This is a genomic window from Microbacterium mangrovi, assembly GCF_000802305.1.
GTDB lineage: Bacteria > Actinomycetota > Actinomycetes > Actinomycetales > Microbacteriaceae > Microbacterium > Microbacterium mangrovi.
Genome location: NZ_JTDK01000011.1, coordinates 102,865 through 119,024, shown reverse-complemented (window position 1 = coordinate 119,024; position 16,160 = coordinate 102,865). Strand labels below are relative to the sequence as shown.

Annotated in this window: 12 protein-coding genes; 8 read left to right on the top strand and 4 right to left on the bottom strand. The window is 68.4% G+C overall.

Annotated features, from left to right (window positions below; all coding sequences use genetic code 11):
- Nucleotides 1–360 precede the first annotated feature (360 nt).
- From LK09_RS12945 to LK09_RS12940, 3 genes are read left to right on the top strand one after another with little or no spacing between them, the layout of a single operon-like run.
- Nucleotides 361–1,551: a hypothetical protein gene (locus LK09_RS12945; RefSeq protein ID WP_156138789.1), complete on the top strand. Its 1,191-nt coding sequence runs from the start codon at nucleotides 361–363 to the stop codon at nucleotides 1,549–1,551.
- Nucleotides 1,548–2,180 (top strand): ABC transporter ATP-binding protein, encoded by a 633-nt coding sequence (locus LK09_RS21165; RefSeq protein WP_082008241.1) that lies wholly within the window; start codon nucleotides 1,548–1,550, stop codon nucleotides 2,178–2,180. The genes LK09_RS12945 and LK09_RS21165 overlap by 4 nt, the downstream gene beginning before the upstream one ends.
- Nucleotides 2,177–3,376 (top strand): FtsX-like permease family protein, encoded by a 1,200-nt coding sequence (locus tag LK09_RS12940; RefSeq protein ID WP_039400044.1) that lies wholly within the window; start codon nucleotides 2,177–2,179, stop codon nucleotides 3,374–3,376. Before LK09_RS21165 ends, LK09_RS12940 begins: the two co-directional genes overlap by 4 nt.
- 89 nt (nucleotides 3,377–3,465) lie before the next feature.
- On the opposite strand, the gene LK09_RS12935 is transcribed toward LK09_RS12940, so the two are convergent.
- Nucleotides 3,466–5,685 carry a DEAD/DEAH box helicase gene (locus tag LK09_RS12935; protein WP_039400042.1) on the bottom strand — a complete coding sequence of 740 codons (2,220 nt, stop codon included), beginning with the start codon at nucleotides 5,683–5,685 and terminating at the stop codon, nucleotides 3,466–3,468.
- 278 nt (nucleotides 5,686–5,963) lie between these two features.
- Here LK09_RS12935 and LK09_RS12930 point away from each other — a divergent pair, with 278 nt between their 5' ends.
- Nucleotides 5,964–6,896: an aldose 1-epimerase family protein gene (locus LK09_RS12930; RefSeq protein WP_231563034.1), complete on the top strand. Its 933-nt coding sequence runs from the start codon at nucleotides 5,964–5,966 to the stop codon at nucleotides 6,894–6,896.
- Between the two features lie 388 nt (nucleotides 6,897–7,284).
- Nucleotides 7,285–8,973 (top strand): formate--tetrahydrofolate ligase, encoded by a 1,689-nt coding sequence (locus tag LK09_RS12925; RefSeq protein WP_039400041.1) that lies wholly within the window; start codon nucleotides 7,285–7,287, stop codon nucleotides 8,971–8,973.
- 194 nt (nucleotides 8,974–9,167) lie between these two features.
- Here the strand turns inward: LK09_RS12925 and LK09_RS12920 are convergent, their stop codons facing one another.
- Together LK09_RS12920 and LK09_RS12915 are read right to left on the bottom strand one after the other, a co-directional pair.
- Nucleotides 9,168–12,368 (bottom strand): efflux RND transporter permease subunit, encoded by a 3,201-nt coding sequence (locus LK09_RS12920; protein ID WP_039400271.1) that lies wholly within the window; start codon nucleotides 12,366–12,368, stop codon nucleotides 9,168–9,170.
- A gap of 247 nt (nucleotides 12,369–12,615) precedes the next feature.
- A complete protein-coding gene (locus LK09_RS12915) occupies nucleotides 12,616–13,371 on the bottom strand; it encodes a MerR family transcriptional regulator (RefSeq protein WP_039400038.1) in 756 nt (251 codons plus the stop codon).
- Nucleotides 13,372–13,590: 219 nt separating this feature from the next.
- Between LK09_RS12915 and LK09_RS12910 the strand changes: the two genes are divergently transcribed.
- Both LK09_RS12910 and LK09_RS12905 read left to right on the top strand, forming a co-directional pair.
- Nucleotides 13,591–14,454: a DUF4097 family beta strand repeat-containing protein gene (locus LK09_RS12910; protein ID WP_039400035.1), complete on the top strand. Its 864-nt coding sequence runs from the start codon at nucleotides 13,591–13,593 to the stop codon at nucleotides 14,452–14,454.
- Nucleotides 14,454–15,062 (top strand): helix-turn-helix transcriptional regulator, encoded by a 609-nt coding sequence (locus LK09_RS12905; RefSeq protein WP_039400268.1) that lies wholly within the window; start codon nucleotides 14,454–14,456, stop codon nucleotides 15,060–15,062. Before LK09_RS12910 ends, LK09_RS12905 begins: the two co-directional genes overlap by 1 nt.
- 104 nt (nucleotides 15,063–15,166) lie before the next feature.
- On the opposite strand, the gene LK09_RS12900 is transcribed toward LK09_RS12905, so the two are convergent.
- A complete protein-coding gene (locus tag LK09_RS12900; RefSeq protein WP_082008247.1) occupies nucleotides 15,167–15,724 on the bottom strand; it encodes a universal stress protein in 558 nt (185 codons plus the stop codon).
- Nucleotides 15,725–15,876: 152 nt separating this feature from the next.
- On the opposite strand from LK09_RS12900, the gene LK09_RS12895 reads away from it, so the two are divergent.
- Nucleotides 15,877–16,089, top strand: a complete 213-nt coding sequence (locus LK09_RS12895; RefSeq protein ID WP_039400032.1) for a DUF3073 domain-containing protein — start codon at nucleotides 15,877–15,879, stop codon at nucleotides 16,087–16,089.
- Nucleotides 16,090–16,160: the final 71 nt, after the last annotated feature.

Genomic DNA, 16,160 nt, shown 5'->3' with positions numbered 1-16,160 from the left:
TCTGGTTGTGTGAAACAGCCAGAGAGCACGCTCTCCTCGGCGCAGGCGGCGACGCAAGCACGCCTCGCAGGAGAATTTCGGTCGTTGATCGATAATTCGGGACTCTTCTTCAACCCGGCCGTTGGAAGGCAGCCTGCGATCGATCTCTATTCCTCAGCAGTCCTGCTATCGGCGGCAACTGATGTGGGACTCGCTTCTCACCCAGTGGATATGAGTGTGGCCGCATCCCCGCACGTCTTGAACAACAGTGCGAATCGCGCGATCCCCGCCCGGTGGCGGAGCGTCTCGCTCGCGCTTCTCGCGCTGTCCCAGCACAAGGTGGCTCCCGTCAGCGCCGTCCCGTTACCGCGCACGGATCCCGTGACCGACGACGCCGTCACCGCGCTGTGGATCGCCGCCGTCGTCGACGAGTCGACTCATCACAAATCCGTCGCGGTGAGGGCCGCTCTGCGCGCGGTTTCCAGGGTCAAGTCACTCAACTCCCTCGCGCGTTGGCGCGTCGTCGACGCATGCGAACGTGAACAACTTCAATGCACGCAGTACAAGCGATCGCAGATTGCCGAGAACTCCCACAACGGGCCGGTTGGCTGGGCACTCGACGTGTGGGCGTCCGTTGAGTTGAGTCGACGCGGGTACATGCTCGAAGGGCCACCGATCGACCAGGTCATGCAGGCCGCGAGTTCTCGGCTCAGCAAGCTCGCCGATGGCAACGACGTCGAAGCGGCTGCTCTCGCTCGCGCGATCCACGCGGGCGGCGGTGGACCAGAACTCTTCGCGGCGTACCTCCATCGTGCGCAGAGCAGGCTCGACCGCTCGTCGGGCCTCTACCGGCAGCATGTCGAGTTTGTCGGGACGATCGACAACACCTACGAGGCGAAACTGGCGCTTGGGGACGCGTTTACAGCTCTTGCGGACGCTCATGGCACATTTCACTCAGTCGAGGATTCTCTTGAGCGGGATCAGTCGATGAACGATGCAACGAAGGCGCGCGCACTGGCAATCGTGGCAGGACACCATCCATTGACGACCCCGCAACAGGCGATCCGCGACGACATCGTCCGTCGAATCGAGCAACGGAGCTACTCCGTGGACGACGCCCGGTCGCTCGCCGCGATCCTCGAGGCGCTGCTCAATGCCGGGATCACAGTCCCCGGGGTGACGGTCAAACCGGCGCTCGTCACCAACGCGAACGAGGGCGTCGTCGACGCGATCCTTGTCCTGGCGCAGGACCACGTCCTCGCAAACTCCGATGAGATCCTGACCTACTACGACTCCTATGTCGTTCACCTTCCCTCAGCGATCACATCTGACGGGATCACCAGTCCTTGGCTGTTCTATCGACTAGCAGTCCTCGACGGCGCGGATGTCGACTGGGGCCAGCAGGTAGCGGCCGTCGCGGCGATCGTCTCGCATCGGATCGGCTGCACAGGGCACCCCGCGATGGCGCGTGCGACAGGTGATCCCCGCCATCCCCTGGACTGCGACCTCGCACAGACGGCCTTGCTGGTCAACACCCAATTCGGCGTCGAGTACGACAGGGACGATCGATGATCGAGCTCAACGGAATAGCGAAGTCGTATGGCGACCGGACCGTCCTGCGCGATCTGACGCTTCGGGTACCGAACGGGTCGGTGGTCTGGCTGTCGGGAGAATCCGGAAGCGGGAAGTCCACTGTCCTCGGACTCGCCGCATTGCTGATCCACCCCGACCGAGGAACGGTGCTCCTCGACGGCCAGGAATACGACATCCGTCGCGGCCGCGCGGAGGCGCGTTCGGCGCGCGGTGTACGAGTGGGATTCATGCCCCAGTCGCCACTGCTGCTCGGAGAATTGACAGCGGTCCAGAACGTCATGCTCGCCGGCATCCAAAACGATCGTCGTGCAGCTCGTCGTCTGCTCAGCGAGGTCGGCCTCAAGCACATGGTCGACACCCGGGGAAATCTGCTTTCCGGCGGCCAACAGCATCGCGTCTCTCTCGCTCGGGCATTGATGAATGCACCCGCCAACCTCGTTGTCGACGAGCCGACAGCGAGCCTCGACGATGAGAACGCGCGGGCGGTCGGACGCTTGCTTGCCGCGCAGGCCGAAGCGGGGCGTGCAGTCCTGGTCGCCTCACATGACGCTAGGGTCGGCCCCTTCGTGACAGATCGGATTTGCCTTGCGGACGGAGCATTCCGTTGACGACGCTCACGCGGGCCGGGTGGCTGTTCGCTCCCATGCTCAAGAGGTTCACGGTTGCGATCGCATTGTCGAGCATTGCGGTTGCTGTGTTCATCGGCACTCTCGGAGCCGCCTCCGCTTATGCAGACAGCCAGGCCGAGCGACCCGACGGTCTCGGCGCCACGGCACTTCGCAGTATCGAGTTGGACAGTTATGGAACGTCCGCGAGCCCCAAGGAGCTGACCACGGCCGCGATCGAGAGCGCGGGGCACCTGGACCATGTTCAGGAGATCACCGGGTGGACCCAGGCCAGCGTCGCGATCCACCAATCGTCGAACACCCCCGCGGTCGGGGTAGCCCTCACATCACGAGTTCCGGCGATCCAACCCGTCCTCACGGACGGACGCGAACCGCGCGGCGCCGGCGAGGTGATCGTTGACAGCTCGACGTTGCATGCGTTGCATGCGAGGGTCGGAGACAGCGTCGTCCTCGAGCACGCCAAGCGCGCGCTCGACGGGGATGGAACTGGCACCGGGACATATACACCCATCCGGATCGTCGGCGTGTACGACAGCGCAGCTGCCTCGCTCGACGTTCCGGGCACAGCCTACGGCGCGCCGGATCTGCTCCGGCTCGTTGTCGCTGATGACCGTGGGCAAAGCCCCGCCTGGTTCGACCAGAACTACGTCTATCCGAAGGCATATGCGGTTGCAGACTCCACGGCCGCTCTGGGCGACGTGATCAGCGAAGCCCGGACCCAGGGGTACAGCGCCTCGAGCTTCGCGAGCCTGTTGACCGGCCTCACCGTCACACAGCAGCTGATGCGGTCCGTCTCGCTCATCGCCATCGTCGCGCTCTGCGTCATCCTCACAATCCTCGCCTGGGTGCTCGGCTCTGCAGTGCTCGCTACGCGTCGCGGCTCGATCGGTCTGCTGATCGCGCTCGGATGGACTCGACGACAAGTCGTGGGATTGTTCCTCTGCATCCTCATAGGCATCGGAGGGATCATCGGCGCAGTGGGGATCATCGGGGGAGCGGTGATCGCGACCGTCGTGGCCATGACGACTGGGATCGGATTCCCCACGAACTGGTTCGTGTTCCTGATTGCAGGAATCACCATGCCGGTTCTCGTCTTCGGCATCACTCCGCTGATCCCGATCACACGGCTCGCCCGCACCAGCCCGGACACCACGCTGCGCGAACGCATCGACCCCTGATCGGGATCATTGTCGGGCGAAGCCCCTCCAAACGACGGATGCCCCGCCCCGCAACGGCGGGACGAGGCATCCGGAATCGGGGACGCTGCTTACTCGGCGGGAGCCGCCCCGGTGAGCTCCGCGTCGGTCGGCAGGTTGCCGGCGAGTTCCTCGATGAGGTCGTCACCGGGGCGGGCGTCCTCGAACGGGGCCTCGATCTCGGCGCGCTCGAGCATCTCGGTCATGCGACGGCGGCGCTGACGCGTAATGAGCGTCACGACGGTGCCCGAACGACCGGCACGGCCGGTGCGGCCGGCACGGTGCAGGTACGTCTTGTACTCGTCGGGAGCGTCGGCCTGCACGACGAGGTCGATGTCGTCGACGTGGATGCCGCGGGCGGCGACGTCGGTGGCGACGAGCACGTTGACGCGGCCGTCGGTGAGGCGCTTCAGGTTGCGCGTGCGCTTGGCCTGGTTGAGGTCACCGTGGAGGGCGACGGCGTTGATGCCGGCATCCTCGAACTGCTCGGCGAGCATCTCGGCGTACGCCCGAGTGCGCGTGAACACGAGGGTCTTGCCGTCACGGTCGACGAGCCGCTCCACGAGCTCCGCCTTGTCGCGGTGGTCGATGACGAGCACGCGGTGGTCGATGGTGCCCGAGTCCTGGTCTTCGCCAGCGACCTCGTAGACCGACGGCTCCACGAGGAACTCGTCCACCAGCGCGGCGACCTCGCGGTCGAGCGTCGCCGAGAACAGCAGCTTCTGCGTGGGGGTGTCGAGCCCCGTGCCGACCAGACGCAGGATGCGCTGCATCGGCTCGAGGAAGCCGAGCTCCGACATGTGGTCGGCTTCGTCGAGCACGACGATGCGGATGTCGGAGAGATCGAGCTTGCCCTGGTTGATGAGGTCCTCGATGCGGCCCGGGGTGCCGACGATGATGTCGACGCCCTTCTTCAGCGCGCCCACCTGGCGCGCCTGCGGCACACCGCCGTAGATCTGCGTGGTGAACAGGCCGACGCTGCGCGCGATCGGCTGCACAGTGCGGTCGATCTGCAGCGCCAGCTCACGGGTCGGGGCGAGGATCAGCGCGGTCGGCTTGCGACCGAACTCGCGGGGCTTGCCGGCGCGGGCGCGCAGCAGCGACTCCACGAGCGGGGCGCCGAACGCGATCGTCTTGCCCGAGCCGGTGCGGCCGCGCGCCAGGACGTCCTTGCCCTCGAGGATCGGGGAGATCGTCGCGGCCTGGATCGGGAACGGGGATGCCGCCCCCAGATCGGCGAGCGCGCGGACGATGTTGTCGCCGAGGCCGAGTTCGGCGAAGCCCTGACCGGCGACGGTCTCCGCGGCGATCGCCTCGGCCTGTAGACGCTCGTGCACCACGTCGACATGCTCGTCGTGCTGCTTCGGGGTCGCGTTCCAGTCGGAGCGGTTCGGGCGCACGGCCCGGTCGTCACGCTTCGGGCGGTCGCTGTCGTACGAACGAGCCGGACGATCGTTGCTGTACTCGCGACGGGGACGGTCGTTGTCGTACGAACGCTGCGGGCGGTCGCTGCCGTACTCACGACGAGGACGGTCGTCGTACGACCGCTTCGGACGGTCGTTGTCGTACGAACGAGCGGGCCGGTCGTTGTACGAACGAGCCGGACGGTCGTCGTACGAGCGCTTCGGACGGTCGTTGTCGTACGAACGTGCGGGACGGTCATTGCCGTACTCACGACGGGGACGGTCGCTGCCATACTCACGACGAGGACGGTCGTCGTACGAGCGCTTCTGACGGTCGTTGTCGTACGAACGAGCCGGGCGGTCAGTGCCGTACGACCGCTGCGGACGGTCGTTGCCGTACTCACGACGGGGACGGTCGTCGTACGACCGCTGCGAACGATCGTTGCCGTACGAACGCTGGGGACGGTCGTCATACGAGCGCTTCGGCCGGTCGTTGTCGTACGAACGGGTCGGACGGTCATTGCCGTACTCACGGCGCGGCCGGTCGTTGTCGAACGAACGAGCCGGACGGTCGCCGAAGTCACGTCCGCCGCGCGCGTCGCGGGAGTGGGTGCGGATGCCGCGGGCCTCGTCGCGGCCGGCGCGGTCGGATGCCGTCCAGCGGGACTTCTTCGCGGCGCCGTCGGTCTCGGCCGGGCGGTAACCGCGGTGGTTCGGGCTGCGCGAACCGGCCTTCTGCGGGGCATCCCGACGGTCGTCACGACCACCGTCACGGCGCTCGTCACGTCCGAAGTCGCGCTGGCCGCCGGGGCGGTAGCCGCTCTTCTTCGCGTAGCGCGGGTCGAAGCTCTGGGCTCGGCTTCCGCCCTGCTTGTGATTCTTGGGCATGGGTGTGTCCTTTCGGAGTTCTCGCACGAGAACAGCGATCAGGAACGCGGAAACGCCTGATCATCCCGGACATCCGTCGGCCGGGGGCCATTCACATGATGGTCAATCGCACAGAACAGTGCGAGACATCGGCCCCACGAGGCGACAAACAACGATTTCCGCCTGGATAAAGCGGTGCCTCGAAGCCGACACCTCAACGATACCGGATGCGCCTGGGAGAACACCCGGGCACCGGCATCCGCAGCCGTCGGCGGCATTCCCCGAGCAGAATGGATGCCGTGACCTCCCCCTCCGGCATCCCGTCCTCCCCCACGGGCACTCAGTACCAGCTCACCGCCCCGGGCGGCGGCGTGACCGCGCGCGTCACCGAGGTGGGCGCTGCCCTGCGCGGGCTCGACGTCGGCGGCGTCCCCGTCGTCGCGCCCTACCCGGCGAGCATGCCGACGCCCGCAGCATCCGGCATCGTGCTGGTGCCGTGGCCGAACCGGGTGCGCGACGGCCGCTGGAGCCAGCGCGGCGAGACCTACCAGCTCGCGATCACGGAGCCGAAGTTCCACAACGCCTCGCACGGCCTGCTGCGGTTCGCCGCCTACCGCGCCGTCGAGAAGGTGCCCGAGCGGCTCACGCTCGCAGCCGACGTGTTCCCGCAGTCCGGATACCCGTTCCACCTCGCCACCGAGGTGACGTATGCGGTCAGCGACGCGGGACTCACGGTCACGCACCGCATCGACAACGTCGGCGAGCAGGATGCCCCCGTCGCCCTCGGCACGCACCCGTACCTCACCCTCGGCGACGTGCCGGCGAGCGAGCTGACCCTGCACTCCCCCGCTGATTCCCGGTATGTGACCGACGACCGGATGCTGCCCATCGACCTGCAGCCGGTGGATGCCGCGACCGACATCCGGCAGCCGCGCACCCTGTCCGAGCTCGCGCTTGACACGGTGTACACCGACCTGCACCGGGACGCGGACGGCATCGCCCGAACCACCCTGACCGCCGCCGACGGAGGCCGGGTGACCCTCTGGCAGGGCGAGGGATTCGACTTCCGCGTGCTGTACCTCAACGCCGACTACCCGGGCCGCGACGTGGCGATCGCGGTCGAGCCGATGACGGCGCCGACCGACGCCCTGAACTCCGGCACCGGTTTGCGCTGGCTGGAACCCGGCGAGGCGTGGACGCTGACCTGGGGCATCGAGTACACGGCCGGCTGAGTCCGGGGTACTGCCCTTCGACAGGCTCAGGGCGCGAGACCGGCTTCGGGGTGCGAGATCGGGTTCGGGCGCAGCGCGACCCCGGGCGCAGCGCGACCCCCGGTCGCCCCGCGACCCCGGGCGCAGCGCGACCCCCCCGGTCGTTGAGCGAGGACGCGCGCAGCGCGACCGAGACGAAACGCAGCTGCCCTTCGACAGGCTCAGGGCGAGGTCGGGTTCAGGACGCGAGATCGGGTTCAGGGCGCGGCCCGGGCGCAGGGCGCGTGATCGGGCGGGCTGAGCTTGTCGAAGCCCAAACCGCACCCGGCGCGCCTAGGCTGGCGGGGCGGCCGACGAGGGCCGCGTCCTGAGGGCTCGCACCACCCGGCGGGCCGGAGAGGGTTCGACGATGAGCCTCAGCAACATCGAGATCGCGCAGTCCGCACGGATGCTCCCGATCGGGGAGGTGGCGGCCGGTCTCGGCATCCCCGCCGACAGCCTGGAACCGTACGGACGTTTCAAGGGCAAGGTGTCGCTGCCGTACCTCGCGTCGCTGGAGGATCGTCCGCAGGGCAAGCTCGTGCTGATGACGGCGCTGTCGCCCACGCCCGCCGGCGAGGGCAAGACCACCACGACGGTCGGACTCGGCGACGCCCTCACCCGGATCGGCGAGAAGGCCATGATCTGCCTGCGCGAGCCGGCGCTCGGCCCGGTGTTCGGCATGAAGGGCGGCGCGGCCGGCGGCGGCTACGCCCAGGTGGTGCCGATGGAAGACATCAACCTCCACTTCACCGGCGACTTCGCCGCGATCGAGGCCGCCACGAACCTGCTGGCCGCGATGATCGACAACCACATCAATCACGGCAACGCGCTCGGCATCGACGCCCGGCGCATCACGTGGCGGCGCGTGCTCGACGTGAACGACCGGTCGCTGCGCGACGTCGTCATCGGGCTCGGCGGCGCCGGCAACGGCTATCCGCGGGAGTCCGGGTTCGACATCGTCGTGGCATCCGAGGTCATGGCCATCTTCTGCCTCGCGGTCAGCATCGCCGACCTGCGGGAGCGGCTCGGCGACATCGTCGTCGGCTACACGCGCAGCAGGATGCCGGTGCGCGCCCGCGACCTCGACGCGCACGGCGCGATGACGGCGGTGCTGCGCAACGCCCTCGCACCGAACCTCGTGCAGACGCTCGAGAACACCCCCGCCTTCGTGCACGGCGGCCCGTTCGCGAACATCGCCCACGGCTGCAGTTCCGTGATCGCCACCGGCGCCGCGCTGCGCCTGGCGGACTACGTGGTCACTGAGGCGGGGTTCGGCGCCGACCTCGGTGCGGAGAAGTTCGTCGACATCCTGTGCCGCACCACGGGACTGCGCCCGTCGGCCGCGGTGATCGTCGCCACCGTGCGGGCGCTGAAGTACCACGGCGGCGTCGACGTCCCGGACCTGCCGACCGAGAACGTCGCCGCGCTCGAGCACGGCCTGCCGAATCTGCGTCGCCACCTGCGCACGGTCCGCGACACGTGGAACATCCCCGCCGTCGTCGCGATCAACCATCGCGCAGAGGACACGGATGCCGAGATCGCCGCCGTGATCGCCGCCGTCGAGGCCGCCGGTGCGACCGCGATCGTCGCCAAGCACTACGCCGAAGGCGGCACCGGCGCCGAAGACCTCGCGCGCGAGGTGGTGCGCCTATGCACCGCGCGGTCGGAGCGAGCGGACGGGGAGCTGCGCTTCACGTACGCCGACTCCGACACGCTCTGGGACAAGATGAAGGCGATCGCGACCCGGATCTACCACGCGACCGACATCATCGCGTCGACGAAGGTGCGCGATCAGATCCACCGCCTGCAGGACGAGGGCTACGGCGCCTACCCGGTCTGCGTCGCGAAGACGCAGTACTCGTTCTCGACCGACCCGAAACTGCGCGGCGCGCCCGCGCACCACGTCGTCGACATCCGCGAGGTGCGGCTCGCGGCCGGAGCGCGCTTCATCGTGATGATCTGCGGGGACATCATGACGATGCCGGGGCTTCCCGCCAAGCCGGCCGCGAACACGATCACCGTCGACGACGAGGGCACGATCCGCGGGCTCTTCTGACCTCGCCCGGGCGGCGGGTCGCCTCGTCCCGCGCGCCGTCCCCGCCCGCTTCAACCGACAAGATTCGCACCCCGGGGCGACAAATCTTGTCGGTGGAGCGAACCGCGGGCCGGATCGTCGGGTGCGGCGGGCCGGCAGCGGCGGGTCGCCGGCTGAGGCCGGCGTCACTGTCAAGAAGCTCCTGACAGACCCGCTCAGCCGGCGTTCGCCGCGGCGGCCTCCTCGGCCTTCGCGCGCTTGGCCGCCCGGCGCTCCTGCCGGCGTTCCTTGGCCCCCTCGACGAGGTTGTACAGCGTCGGGAGCACCAGGAGCGTGAGCACCGTCGACGACACCAGGCCGCCGATCACGACGATTGCGAGCGGCTGCGAGATGAAGCCGCCGTGCCCGGTCACGCCGAGCGCCATCGGCGTCAGCGCGAAGATCGTCGCGAGGGCCGTCATGAGGATCGGCCGCAGACGCCGCGATCCGCCCGCCATCACCGCGTCATGGGCGCGCAGCCCCTTCTCGCGGTACTGGTTGATGAGGTCGACGAGCACGATCGCATTGGTCACGACGATGCCGATGAGCATGAGCACGCCGATGAGGGATGCCACGCCCAGCGGAACGCCGGTGATGATCTGCAGCAGGATCGCGCCGGTCGCCGCGAAGGGCACCGAGACCAGCAGCAGCAGCGGCTGCCGCAGCGACCGGAAGGTCGCCACCATCACGATGTAGACGATGAGGATCGCCGCGAGCAGTGCGAGCCCGAGCTGCTGGAACGCGGTGCCCTGCTGGCTCGACACGCCCCCGATGGTCGCCGTCGCGGACTGCGGGATGTCGGCATCCTTCACGGCCTTCGACACCGACGCGGTCGCCACCGACAGGTTGTCGGTCGTCGGCGTCGCGGTGACGGTCGCCGTGCGCTGGCCGCGCTCGGTGGTCACCGACGTCGGGCCCTCGGTCTGCTGGACGGTGGCGATCGAGTCCAGGCGCACCTCGCCGGTCGCCGTCGGGATCTTCAGCGCCTGCAGCTGCGCGATCGAGCTCGGGGCGTTCTTGGTCTGCAGGTAGACGGTGAGGGTCGACGAGTCGATCTCGACCGTGCCGATCCGCTGCGGCTGCATGGCCGCCGAGACCATCCCGCTCACGGCGGACTCGGTGAGCCCCTTGTCGGCGGCCTTCTGCCGGTCGACGACGACCCCGATGTAGGGCAGGTCGGCGGAGAGGTTGCTGGTGACCTGACCGACGCCGTCGGCCGTCTTCACGGCGTCTTCGACGGCCTTCGTGGCGGCCTGGAGAGTCGCGGCATCCGGAGCCGCGATGTCGACCGCGATGTCGTTCGAGCCGAGGCTCTCGGACGCGGCGATCGTGATCGTGCCCGTGTTCGACAGGCCGTCCACCGCGTGCTGCACGTCGGCCTTCACCTGCGCCTGATCGGCGTTCGGGTCGGTCGTGATGGAGTAGGTGATGCCCGCACCGCCGCCCGAGAACGCGTCGCGCAGCGCCGAACCGGACGAACCGATCGACGTCTGGACGGTCTGGATGCCGTCGACGCCGTCGAGGGCGTGCTCGACCTTGCGGGATGCGGCGGCCTCGGCCGCGAGCGACGGGGCCGGGCCGAGGTCCTGCGTCATGGTGATCGTGTTCTGGCCCGAGTTGCCGAGGAAGTTCGTCTTCATCAGTGGTGCCGCCGCGAACGTGCCGACGAGCACCAGCACCGCGAGGGTGAGGGTGATCCAGGAGTGCTTCAGCGTCCACCGGAGGATCGGCAGGTAGCTGCGCTGCAGGCGCGAGGGCGGGGCATCCGCCGATTCCGGATCGACCTGGTTGCCCGCGGCATCCAGCAGGGGCTTGCCGGGCTTGAGGAACCAGTACGCCAGCACCGGCACGATCGTCAGGGCGACGAACAGGGATGCCACCATCGCGATCGTGACGGTCAGCGCGAACGGCCGGAACAGCTCGCCGGTGACATCCCCCACGAAGGCGATCGGCAGGAACACGGCGACCGTGGTGATCGTCGAGGCCGACACCGCCGTCGCCACCTCCTTGACCGCCCGGGTGATGGACGCCAGCTTGTCGGCGTCTCCGACGTAATGTCGCTTGATGTTCTCGATGACCACGATCGAGTCGTCGACGACGCGGCCGATCGCGATCGTCAGGGCGCCGAGCGTGAGGATGTTCAGCGAGTAGCCGAACGCCTGGATGCCGATGAACGTGATCAGCACGCTCGTCGGGATGGAGATCGCCGCCACCAGCGTCGAACGCACCGACAGCAGGAAGATGAAGATCACGATCACCGCGAAGACCAGGCCGAGCAGGCCCTCCTGCGCGAGCGAGTCGATCGACTGCTGGATGTACGGCGCCTGGTCGAAGACGACGGTGATCTTCGCTCCGTCGAGCTTCTTCTCGAGCGCGGGGATCTCGGCGCGGACCGCCTTGGAGACGTCGACCGTGTTGGCGGCGGGGAGCTTGGTGACCGCGACGGTGAGGGCACTCTCGCCGTTGACGCGGGAGATGGTGGTGACCGGGTCGCGGTTCTGCGCCACGGCGGCCACGTCGCCGATCGTCTTCACCTGGGGCGTCGTGGTGGGCAGCGCGGCACCGCCCGCGTGCGTGGCCGCAGCGGCCGCAGAGGATGCCCCCGCGGCGGATGCCCCGGCGGCGGATGCCCCGGCGGCGGGGATCAGCGGCAGCGCCTTGATCTGCTCGACCGAGGTCAGGCGCGCTCCCGACTGCACGGTGAGGGTCTGCTTGTCCTGGGTGATGCTGCCACCGGGGTAGAGCACGCCGTTCTGCTGCAGCGCGGTGGTGATCGACTGGGTGGTGAGTCCGGCGGCGGCGAGCTTGTCGGCATCCGGCACGATCGTCACGCGCGAGCCGCGCCCGCCGACCACCTGCGCGGCGTTGACGCCGGCGATCTTCTCGAGGTCGGGAACGACCTCGTTGTCGAGGGTGTTCTGCGTCTGCTCGGCGTTCGAATACCCCGTCACCGCGAGCTGGATGACCGGGAAGTCGTCGATGTTCGCGGCGATGACGCTCGGGTCGACGCCACTGGGCAGCGTGTCCTTGATGCGGTCGATCGCCAGGCTGACCTTCTGCTCGGCCGTGGTCAGATCCGTGCCGTACACGAACGACGCCTGCACGATCGAGGAGTTGGTGGTGCTGGTCGCACTCGAGGTGTCGAGCCCGTCGACGCCCTGGATCGCGTTCTCGATCGGGGTCGACACGTCGTTGGCGACGACCTCCGGGGAGGCACCCGGGTAGGTCGACACGATCACCAGCTGCGGGAACTGGATCGAGGGGATCAGCTCCTGCTTCAGGTTCGTCAGGGCCAGGCCGCCGAAGACGGCGGCGACGATCGTGATGAGGGCGATGAGAGCGCGGTTGCGCAGGCTCAGCACGGCAAGCTTCGACACGGGATGCCTTCGAGTCGCGGAGATCGATACGGACGTGTATCGGGCTCAGTATCGCACGGCATCCTTAAGCCCCCGCGAAGGATTCGGGCCGCTGAGTGCCGCCCGGCGCGCTTTGAGTGGTCGTGGGGCCGACTTTGAGTACTCCGCGCGAATTTCTGTGCACGGCGCCCGCCCCCGCGGACGGAGAGGGCGGAGCACGGGGACGGGCGGCGGGGGCGAGGAGGGGGCGGGACGCGGGACGGCGGGGTCAGAGCTCGCGGTCGGCGTAGACGCGCAGGGCGTCGCGCACGAACTCCGCGCCGGCGGAGCCGCCGTAGTTCTTGCCGAAACGCGGGTCGGCGACGTACATCTCGCCGAGGCCGGTGACGTATCCCTTGAGGTCGCCGCCGTCGCCGGCGGGCGTCCCCGGGATCGAGCTGAGCCACGCGACGTGGCGCGCGGCCAGCTCCTGCGCCTCGGCGGAGTCGGCCGGGATGCCGCGAGTGGCGGCATCCGTCCAGTCCGCGTTCAACTGCGAGACCTTCGTCTGCCAGGCCGCCTTCTCGTCGGCGCTCATCGAGCGCCACCAGGCGTCGCTGCGGGCGTAGGCGTCCTTGCCCCAGCGCTCCTCGACCTCGTCCTTGTACTGCGTGTGGTCGAAGCCGTCGAACATGTTCTGTGCCATGAGGGGTTCCTCTGCTTTCAGGGTCGTGATGGTGCGAGAGACCGAGTCGATCTGCCGGGTGAGCCGCTGCTGCTCCTGCCGCAGCCAGGCGAGATGCGCTGTCAGCGCCTCGACTTCGCCGGTTTCGCGGCCGAGCACCTCGCCGATCTGCTCGAGTCCGAGGCCGAGCTCGCGCAGCAGCAGGATGCGCTGCAGGCGCACGAGGGATGCCTCGTCGTAGTGCCGGTAGCCGTTCGCGGCGATCCGCGACGGGGGCAGCAGCCCGATGTCGTCGTAGTGGCGCAGCGTGCGGCTCGTCGTGCCCGCGAGGCGCGCCACCTCTTGGATGGACCAGTCCATCTGCCCTCCTTTCGTCGTTGATCCCAGGCTAGAAGTTGACGCGGCGTCAAGGTCAAGCCCGTCTTCCTCGGTTCGGGTGCCAACTTCCCGGGCATGAACCCGCGGAAGTTGACACCCGAACATGGGAATCCCCCGAGTTCTCGACAACTCGCGATATATCGTGTTATCGTCGCTTGAACGCGATATATCGTGAATCTGCTCTCAACCCAGGAGGAACCCATGACCACCGAGAAGTGGCTCATCCAGCCCGGCTCGTCGCGGGTCATCGATCTCGATGGCATCCGCACCCTGAAAGCCGGGCTCGTCGGCGGTCAGGTCGACATCGTCGCGCACGACGAACCCGGCGTCCGCATCGAAGTGCACGGCGTCACCGGCAAAGACCTGCGCATCGAAGCCACCGACGACTTCGTCGAGATCGACCACCCGCAGCTGCGTTGGGACAACTTCCTCGAAGTGTTCCGCAACTTCGGCAACACCGGCCCGCGCGCCGAGATCAGCATCGCCGTGCCGCGCCAGATCGCCCTGACCCTCGGTGTCGTCTCCGCGAGCGCGCTGGTCAGCGGCATCCGCTCCGGCGCACGCCTCAACACGGTCTCGGGCGACATCATCGTCGACGAGGCCGAGGGCGACCTCGTCGTCAACGCGGTCTCCGGCGACGTGCAGGCGCGGGCCCTCAGCGGCACGCTCAACGCCAACAGCGTCTCGGGCGACGTCGCCGTGCAGGGCTCGGTGCGAAAGACCACGATCGACACCGTGTCCGGCGACATGATGGTCGACAACGCCGGCGACGCACACCAGATCAACCTGAACACGGTGTCCGGCGCGAGCACCATCCGACTCGACCACGACCTCGCCGCGAACTACGCGATGCGCAGCATCTCCGGCCGCGTGCTGGTCGACGGCGTGATCCGATCAGGACAGGGCGGCGGGCCCACGACCAACTTCTCCGGTTCCGCCGGCGAGCTGAGCGGGTCGTTCGTGGACGTGCGGGTCAACTCCGTCTCGGGCAACATCACGGTGCTGCGCCGCACCGAGGCCGCAGAGGATGCCCCGGCATCCTCCTCCGCCGACGGGAGCCTGTGATGGCCCCGGTCTTCTCCCACGGCGACCTGCGGCTCTATCTGCTGAGCCTGCTCGACGAGTCGCCACGCCACGGCTACGACCTCATGCAGGCCCTGGCCGACCGCACCGGCGGCACTTACACCCCCAGCGCCGGCACCGTCTATCCGCGCCTTGCGAAGCTCGAAGAGGAGGGCCTCGTGACCAAGACCGTCGACGGGCGAAAGACCGTCTACGAGATCACCCCGGCCGGCCACGCCGAGGTCGCCGCCCGCGCCGACGAGCTGCAGGGCATCGAGGACGGACTCACCGACTCGGTGCGTGCCCTCGCCGACGAGGTGCGCGGCAGCGTGCGCGAAGCGATGCGCAGCCTGCGCGCCGATCTCGCCGCCGCCGAGCGCGAGGAGCGCAAGACGGCCCCGACCGCTCCCCCGGTCGACGACGCGCGGGTCGCGGCGCGCGAGCAGCTGGCCCGGGCGGATGCCGCCCTGGGCGAGTTCCGCGCCCGCGTGCGCGCCGACCTGCGCACGCACGTCGCCCGCGGCGGGTCGCTCGCGACATCCGTCGTCGACGACCTGACGGCCGCGCTGGATGCCGCCGCCCGCGAGGTCACCCGCGCGATCCGCGGCTGACGCACGTGGTCATCGAGCGAGCGAGGCGTTTCGTCTCGCTTCGCGGTTCCTGAGCGAGCGAAGCGAGCCGAAGGGCGCTCAACGACCGGTGCCGACGGCGGGGCTCAGGATGCCCGTTCTTCTCCCCAGACGACGTCTTCGTCGTCGGCGACCGGTTCGCCGAGCGGCACGACCAGCACCGGACGCAGCTGCCGGTGGGCGAGCCGCGCGGCGACCGATCCGGTGAAGAACTCGCGCACCGATTCTCCGAATCCGCGACGGCGCGTGCCGACGACGATGATCCTCGCGTCGGTTTGGTCGGCGACCTTCTTCAGCGCGATGGCCGGATCCCCGACCAGCTGCTGCACGCTCCAGCGCACGTTCTGCCCCTCGAGCAGCTGCGTGGCATGCTGCGTCACCGACGCGAGGTCGTCGCTGCCGGTGTCGATGTCCATGTCGAGCGGAGCGGAATGCACGATCCCATCAGGGTCCTCGTAGGTGACGAAACGCATCACGTCGACGTTCACGATCACGAGCGGCGCCCCGAGCAGAGCGGCGTGCTTCGCGGCGACCTTCAGCACACGCGCCGGCTGATCCGGGGTGACACCGACCACCACCGCACCGGTCGTGGTGGACGCGGATGCCTTCTCGGCAGGGTCTTTCTGGCTCTGTTCGTCGGACATCGTCATCCCTCTCGCCGGGGCGGTCTCACCCGGGGAGAAGGGCCGGGCCGGACCCGCCGTGATATTCTGGATTCTACTCTTCCCGGCCTCAGGCCGGCATTTGCAATGCAACGGGTCCGGCACGACCCGCCTACAAAAAGAGGGGGTTGCGCATGGGGCGTGGCCGTCAGAAGGCGAAGCACACCAAGATCGCCCGAGAACTCAAGTCGTACAGTCCGAGCGTCAACTATGCGGCACTGGAACGCGAACTCGGTCACCCCGACGAGAGCGGCGAAGACCAGTACGTCGACAAGTGGGCTGACCAGTACGACGACGAAGACGACGAAGACGAAGACCAGGACCAAGGGTCCCTGCAAGCAGTCTGAGTCGTCCCTGACGCGCAAGCACCGGGTGCGCTACGGCGCATCCGGTGCTTTTGCGCACCTGCGTGAGGGCT